This window comes from Shewanella sp. SR44-3, assembly GCF_014163735.1.
In the GTDB taxonomy this organism is placed as follows: Bacteria; Pseudomonadota; Gammaproteobacteria; order Enterobacterales; family Shewanellaceae; genus Shewanella.
Genome location: NZ_JACJDV010000047.1, coordinates 21,842 through 28,409, shown reverse-complemented (window position 1 = coordinate 28,409; position 6,568 = coordinate 21,842). Strand labels below are relative to the sequence as shown.

Sequence of the window (6,568 nt, the reverse complement as noted above, 5' to 3'; positions counted from 1 at the left end):
GCAACAGTCGTGTTATTCGCCGTGCATTCTTTACCAATAAAAAGTCTGCGGTGATGATGCACTGGTTTATTGGGTGAGTCGGGTAAGAATTTTGACCATCGTCGTGCTTGGGTAGAAGCGCAATTACTTAAATTAGCGGAGGTTTTCGCTATTGATGTGGCCGCTTTTGCACTCTTGTGAATGAACTGGGAGTAATCACCTTCATGTGGTGCTCAGTATCGACATTTATCAAGCTAACCGCTGGTCTGATGTTGAGATAATAAGCCATTGGCATCAGTTGTTTAAGGGTACTGATGCAACCCAAAAATTTGCTCAGGGTGAAACGCTTGAAGATTATGAACAGTTGCAGCTTAGCCACACAGTTGCTTTATATCGCAGCCGATTAAGCGACATTTCTTGCCAATGTTTTCAACAGAGCGCGCTGTTTAAATGAGCCAATCGCACGGCAAGCAAATCAAGAGGATAATTGTACAGGCCGCTTCTATTCACCGCCATCCCTGGCGCTCACCCTTCGGGCCAGCTGAAGCTGTTCAAATTCGTTCCCGACGAATTTGTGGGAGGAAGGTTTACCTATTCCTTTATAAAAAGCCAAGCGCTACTCGATGAAGCTGAAGTGCTAGCTTGCATGGCTTATGTAGATTACTCTTTGTTAACAGGAAGTCCTATCAGAGCCTAAAGGGCTGACACGCCAGAGCAATCAGACCACACCGGTATTCAATTGCGCATTAGCGCTGCACTAAAAGGCGAACAACCTAATAACTTGCTGCCGTTCATTGGCAATGAACGTCAACATCAGCCCAAAGGTATTGCGTTTTCATTGAAAGATTATCTTGAACTGGTTGACGATACTGGGCGTATTATTCGCAATGACAAACGTGGTGCTATTAGCGCAAACAGTGCTAAGTTGCTCACTCGATTGAATATCCCTCAAGATAACTGGCTCAAACTCACTACTGAGTTTGGCAAACTCTTTCACGGCCCTGTGGGCACACTTCAAGAACTTACCCGCTATTGTGAGCATCTAGAAAAACGAAGGCGACACTTCGCCAGTTGCTGCCAGCACTTAAAAGCCAGCTAGGTTTAAACGCCTTTTTTCACAATTCAAAGTCAAACCACCTTAGTCATTAATGAGTTGGGCTATTGTGGCTAAAAATCACTGTTTATCCTGAATTAAACCCCGAAATCCGCCGATTTAGCCAATCAGCTTCCATAAACTGCTGCGATATTGGCTTTTTAGCAACACATCTTCACAACCTCGATTGAGTACATGTCGAAAATGCATTATGTTATTGTTTTATAATGGCTGGCCAGATGTCTTTCAAGCCTGAGCTTTATCTTAGCAATGCTCTACATGCCCATTATCGGCAAACTACCATCACCCACAAACTAATAGCACCTAAGCAAGCTTTAACATTTATTGTATTTTTAGCATCATTTAATTGGCCTAGTGAATATTTATCTAGGCTGTAATGTCGGTGAACGAAATCAGTTGTCTTCACAAAATAATCAGTTGCTAAATAGTAGCTAGCGCATTAAAATCCCATTCGAACATTATTCGAATGGGATTTTTTCATGTGTCCAGCACCGAGACATACGCCTCAACAACAGCTTGATATGATTTTGTCGGCTGCGGTGAGCGTGATTGAAGCATCGTCATTATTAGACTTTAAGATGACCAGCATTGCCAAAGAGGCGGGCTTATCTGTGGGCTCTTTGTATAAACACGTACAAAGCAAAGAAGATTTGATCATCTTATTAGCCTGCGTATTGAGTGAGCATATCCATGGAATAATGATGACCATTTACGATGCGCCATTGACCATGCCGCAAAAGTTGATTTCATTTAGCTTACTGGATCCAAAAAAATCACGGTTATTTAGCTTTGATCTGGATTTGGAAATCCTTTCTGGCAGTGAGCCAGTACTGCGCCGCTGCTCGCCGATGTGGAAGGCGAGATTCTTGAGCCTTGAAAGTAAGATCAGTGAAATGTGCGTGCAAAAGAACCTAGATTGCTTTGAGTCAGGTGAATTTATCGGCGATAACATTGAAGATGTTCATGAGCTTAATTTTGGTAATTGGGCCATGTCCATCGGTTTTAAACAGATCCACAGTTATTTTGATGTGCTGTCATTGCACACCCCAGCTCAAAGTTTTGGTGATGGTTTTGACTTAGGCAATAGCAGTATTAAGGCCATGATGCGCTTTATCAATGCCTACCCTTGGAGGCAGCCGTTAACCCTTGAAGGGATTGAGCTGACCAAACAAGCATTAATTAAACTGGGTTACCGCTAAAGCTCTTGAGCTTATAAACCAGGTTTATAGATTTTGATTAATCATTACAGAATTTAGTTTAACTTATATAAGGATTTATTCATGTCAAACACTAAGCCCCTACGTAATTGGAGCTTGACCTTACTTGCCATCGCAAGCTTAGGTTACGGATTGTATTATTTTAAATCATCGGAAATTACCGCTCAGTCATCACAAGCTATGCCTGAATATCCAGAGCCTGTGGATGTGGCAGCGGCACTATTACTTGATTATAAAGATCAAGTCACAGTGCCTGCAGAAGTGGTGGCGCCGGATGCGATTGTGCTGACTAACGAGCTTGCGGGCACGGTGCGAGCGCTTAATTTAAAAAATGGCAGTTTGGTGACTAAAGGCGAGTTGTTATTACAACTTGATATTAGTGAAGAAACCGCCAGCTTAAACACTGCTAAAGCGCGAGCAAAATTGGCCAGCACTGAGCTTAAGCGCACTCAATCTTTGCAAAAAAGACAGTTAGTTGCCGCTGAAGCCTTAGACAGAGCTGAAGCTGAGTTTGAGATTAACTTAGCTGAAGTGGCGCGCATTGAAGCCATTATTGCTAAGAAAACCGTCTACGCGCCGTTTGATGGTATTTTAGGCCTACATGATTTATCTGTCGGAGAATATTTAGCTCCAAACAGTCAAATTACTAGCTTAGTGGCGGCGCAAACCCATTTATGGATTGATGTGAGCTTGTCTCAGCAACAATCACAAAACTTAACCGATGATCAAGTTGAGTTGGTGCTGCCAAGCGTTCAAGGCTCTGGCGTGTTTGCGAAAATTATTGCTAAAAACCCGCTTATTGATAAGCAAACCCGCAGCGTGAAATACCGCGCCGTGCTTAAGCAAAGTGCCGATGTCAGCTTAACCCCAGGGGCATTTATTGAAGTAAATGTTAAGCAAGGCGAAGCCATTTCCATGATAAGACTGCCAAAACAGGCGATTTTGCGTCAACAAGCATCTCGCTATGTGTATGTACTGCAGCCTGAGTCTGAAGGGCTTTATCGGGTGCAGCGCCGTGATATCGATTTATTTCAAGAAAATGGTGAGTACAGTTATATCGAAGGTGGTTTGACTGCGGGCGAACAAGTGGTGACCGCTGGGGCCTTTAAACTTTATCCCAATAAGCTGGTTAATATCCGTCAAGTGGCTAAGAACGCTGCAAGTGCTAACGCTGCAAGTGATAAGGAATAATCATGCCTGAGAATCATTATCCTCCCCGTGTGACTGACATGTTTGTCACGCGGCCAATTTTGGCAGTTATTCTGTCGCTGACCTTAATGATAGTGGGCAGCATTGCGGCAATGAAGCTGCCTGTGCTGCAATACCCGCAAATTGAAAGCTCATCTTTGGTGATAAACACGGTTTATGTGGGGGCATCGGCTGAAGAGATCCAGGGCTTTGTGACTGACCCTATTGAAAAAGCCGCAGCCACTATCACAGGGGTTGATTATATTAGCTCAGAATCTAAGGCCAGCAGTAGCCAAGTCACCATACAGCTTGCGCTTAATGCTGACAGCACCAAAGCCTTGGCTGAGCTTAATACGCGCCTCAGTCAAATTCGCTTTGAATTGCCCCAAGAAGCGCAAGATCCCAGTATTACAGTGGTGCGCGCCGACAGGCCCTATGCTTCATTTTATCTGTATGCTGACACTGAAGATTTCAGCCGTGCTGAGCTCAGTGATTACCTAGAGCGTCAGGTTAACCCTTTGCTGAACTCTTTACCTGGAGTACAAAAAGTCGGCCTTGAGGGCGGGCGTTCACCTGCAATGCGTATCTGGCTTAATCCAACTAAAATGTCGATGCTAAAAGTCAGCACCAACGACATACAGCAAGCGCTATTACGCAATAACGTCGCCGCGACTATAGGTAACACGGAAAACCCAACTCAGCGTATCGATTTAGTCGCTAACACCTTGCTGACCGACAAAGCAAGCTTTGACAATATCACCATCAAGGAAGTGGATGGGCGCAGCATTAAACTTATTGATATTGCTAAGGTAGAACTTGGCGCCGAGCAGGCCACTGCGGAGGCAGGTTACAACCTGACTAACTCTGTGTATGTGTCTATTTATACTCAGCCTGGCGCCAATGAAATTGATATCGGTGATAAACTGTATGAAAAATTAGCCACCTTAAACCAAGGCTTGCCTAAAGATCTGCAATTGAAGATGGCCTATGATGCCACTCAATATATGCGTGATTCGATTAAGGAAGTGTTCACCACTTTAGTTGAAACCATTGTTTTGGTCGGTATCGTTATTTTGCTGATGATGGGCTCTTTTAGAACCGCATTAGTGCCGTTAATCACTATCCCCATTTCAATTCTTGGGGCGATTGCCGCCATGACCTTGATGGGTTTTTCACTTAACTTGTTGACTTTGCTTGCGATTGTCTTATCTGTGGGTCTAGTGGTGGATGATGCCATTGTGGTGGTTGAAAACGTCGCCAGACACATGCGCACCGGCATGAGTGGCCCAAAAGCGGCGTTACTGAGTTCTCGGCAGTTATTCACGCCCATTATCGGCATGACCATCACCTTGGCAGCAGTGTATGCCCCCATTGGCTTTTTATCGGGCTTAACTGGGGTGTTGTTTAAAGAATTTGTGTTTACCTTGGCCACAGCGGTATTGATGTCGGGCCTGGTTGCGTTAACCTTATCGCCCATCATGAGTGCTATGGTGTCACCTAAAGGCGGCCAAGAAGGCAAGATGACCTTGGCTATCAACCTTAAGTTTAGCCGCCTTGAAAAAGCCTATGCGAGATTACTAAAACGCACTTTCAACAACCGCCCTCAAGTGATTGTATTTGCAGTATTCGTGACTTTATTGATCCCGCCTTTGTACCTATTTTCAAAATCAGAGCTTGCACCGGTTGAAGATCAATCAAGCATTCAAATGTTTGTTGAAACCCCGCCAGAATCGACCTTGGAATACACTAGCTTACAGATGAAAGCCTTAGTGGAGACAGCGATTCAAACCCCAAATAGCGTCGGCATGTGGCATTTAGTTTTTGGCACTTCAGGGTTTGGCGGATTAAATTTTGTGCCCGTCAGTGAGCGTGAAGAGGGCATTGAGGCATTACTGGGGCAAGTTTATGGAGTATTGAGTCAATTCCCTGAAGTGACCGCCTTCCCCATTTTGCCTGCGGCATTGCCATCTTCCGGTCAATTTGATGTGGAAATGGTGGTAACCTCATCGGTACCTCAACCTTTGATGGCAGATTATGCTCAGCAGTTAGTGTATGCGGCGTTTCAAAGTGGTCAGTTTATGTTTGCCGACACTGACTTGAAAGTCGACTTACCTCAACTTGGGTTTGAGTTTAATAAGGCCAAAATTGCCGATTTAGGTATGACCATCAGTGATGTAAACCAGCAGTTATCATTTTTGCTGGCGGACAATTATGTCAATCGTTTCAACTTGGACGGTAAGGCTTACAAGGTTATTCCTCAGGTATCTGAAGAGTTTAGAAAAGATCAGCAAGCAATATTACAGTTGCAACTCACCACCGCTGATGGCCAGTTAGTGCCCTTGTCGAGCATTGCCACTGTGGTCTCAAATGCGGCGCCGCGAAAGCTGACTAAATTTAGCCAGCGTAACTCGTTCCGTATTTATGGCGGCATCTTGCCAGGCACCACCAAGGAGCAAGCCTTGGTGACGCTTGAGAAGGCCGCAGCCAATATTTTACCCGCCGGCTACAGCATAGATTACATGGGCGAATCACGACAAATTCGTAAAGAAGGTAACACCTTAGTGGGCGTGTTAGGCATAGCTTTAGTGTTTGTATTCTTTGTGCTGGCGATTCAATTCAACAGCTTTAGGGATCCTTTAGTGGTGTTATTAGGCTCAGTGCCGCTGGCATTATCTGGCGCCTTGATGCTGTCGTTTATGAATGTCACCACCATTAATATTTATTCGCAAATTGGTCTGATCACTTTAGTGGGCTTAGTGGCGAAAAATGGCATATTAATTGTGGAGTTTGCCCGTCATTTGCAACTTGAAGGCTTGGATAAATCTCAAGCTGTTATTCAAGCGGCCAGTGTGCGTCTGCGGCCTATTTTAATGACCACAGCCGCCACAGTATTGGGGCATTTTCCTTTGGTCTTGGTGAGCGGTGCGGGCGCTGCGGCAAGAAACAGTATTGGGCTTATGTTGGTGGCCGGCATGCTTATTGGTACCTTCTTCACCTTGTTTGTGTTGCCGGTGATTTATTCTTACATAGCGCAAACGCACCAGAAGGTCGCTCAACCAGTTTAGGGTCA

Annotated in this window: 3 protein-coding genes and 1 pseudogene; all 4 read left to right on the top strand. The window is 44.9% G+C overall.

The window, feature by feature from the left end:
* Window positions 1–69: 69 nt before the first annotated feature.
* Window positions 70–1,078 (top strand): annotated as a pseudogene (locus tag H5073_RS18405) (transposase).
* Window positions 1,079–1,572: 494 nt separating this feature from the next.
* Window positions 1,573–2,292, top strand: a complete 720-nt coding sequence (locus H5073_RS16200; RefSeq protein WP_182680606.1) for a TetR/AcrR family transcriptional regulator — start codon at window positions 1,573–1,575, stop codon at window positions 2,290–2,292.
* 81 nt (window positions 2,293–2,373) lie between these two features.
* Window positions 2,374–3,501 (top strand): efflux RND transporter periplasmic adaptor subunit, encoded by a 1,128-nt coding sequence (locus H5073_RS16195; protein WP_182680605.1) that lies wholly within the window; start codon window positions 2,374–2,376, stop codon window positions 3,499–3,501.
* A gap of 2 nt (window positions 3,502–3,503) precedes the next feature.
* On the top strand, window positions 3,504–6,563 hold the full coding sequence (locus tag H5073_RS16190; RefSeq protein WP_182680604.1) for an efflux RND transporter permease subunit: 3,060 nt from the start codon (window positions 3,504–3,506) through the stop codon (window positions 6,561–6,563).
* Window positions 6,564–6,568: the final 5 nt, after the last annotated feature.

Bases quoted from the DNA above. Each gene is read 5' to 3' on its own strand.
- H5073_RS16200 (WP_182680606.1), top strand. From the start codon at position 1,573: ATGTGTCCAGCACCGAGACATACGCCTCAACAACAGCTTGATATGATT.
- H5073_RS16195 (WP_182680605.1), top strand. From the start codon at position 2,374: ATGTCAAACACTAAGCCCCTACGTAATTGGAGCTTGACCTTACTTGCC.
- H5073_RS16190 (WP_182680604.1), top strand. From the start codon at position 3,504: ATGCCTGAGAATCATTATCCTCCCCGTGTGACTGACATGTTTGTCACG.